Genomic DNA, 261 nt, shown 5'->3' on the forward strand with positions numbered 1-261 from the left:
CGCGGCTGGCGGGTCGAGGTCTATTGCCAGGTCGACCGGCCGACCGCGCCCTCGACCTGGCGCGGCATCGACCTGATCCCGGTCCAGGCCGCGGGCGACGGCCCGCTCGCCACGATCCTGTTCGACTGGAAATGCACCGTGCGGGCGGCGTTCCGTCCGGCCCTGCCCCTGGTGCTCGGCTACAACACCGCCGCGTTCTCCCTGCTCTACCGGCTGACCGGGAAGCGCAGCGTGATGAACATGGACGGGATCGAGTGGCGC

At 71.3% G+C, this 261-nt stretch carries 1 pseudogene; it reads left to right on the plus strand.

The features are described 5' to 3' along the window. Positions 1-261: pseudogene (locus FV230_RS29250) on the plus strand (glycosyl transferase); the annotation flags it as partial.

Source organism: Methylobacterium sp. WL6 (assembly GCF_008040095.1).
GTDB lineage: Bacteria > Pseudomonadota > Alphaproteobacteria > Rhizobiales > Beijerinckiaceae > Methylobacterium.